At 47.9% G+C, this 257-nt stretch carries 1 protein-coding gene; it reads right to left on the bottom strand.

What is annotated here, in order from left to right; genetic code table 11:
• On the bottom strand, positions 1-257 hold a 257-nt coding region (locus AAEY98_RS22490; protein ID WP_502959664.1), incomplete at both ends, for an ABC transporter ATP-binding protein.

The raw sequence follows: 257 nt of genomic DNA, 5'->3' as shown, positions 1-257 counted from the left end.
ATGTAATCGGACAAATCGAGCACTTGATTGGCAACGCCGACTACTTGGTGACTGGTCATTAATATCGCCCCGCCTTCATGAGCAAAATCGCGCAATCGGTCTTCCATGCGGACTACCATATCAACATCGAGTGCGGTGAATGGCTCATCAAGTAACCATAATGGCGTCACTTCAGGCGTCAGTAAGTATAACCGCGCAAGGGTAATTCTTCGAGTTTGACCCGCGGATAAATGACTTGAGCTTATGGTTTCAAACCC

This window comes from Shewanella sp. AC91-MNA-CIBAN-0169 (assembly GCF_040310165.1).
Taxonomy (GTDB): domain Bacteria; phylum Pseudomonadota; class Gammaproteobacteria; order Enterobacterales; family Shewanellaceae; genus Shewanella.
This window is presented reverse-complemented; position numbering and strand designations above follow the sequence as displayed.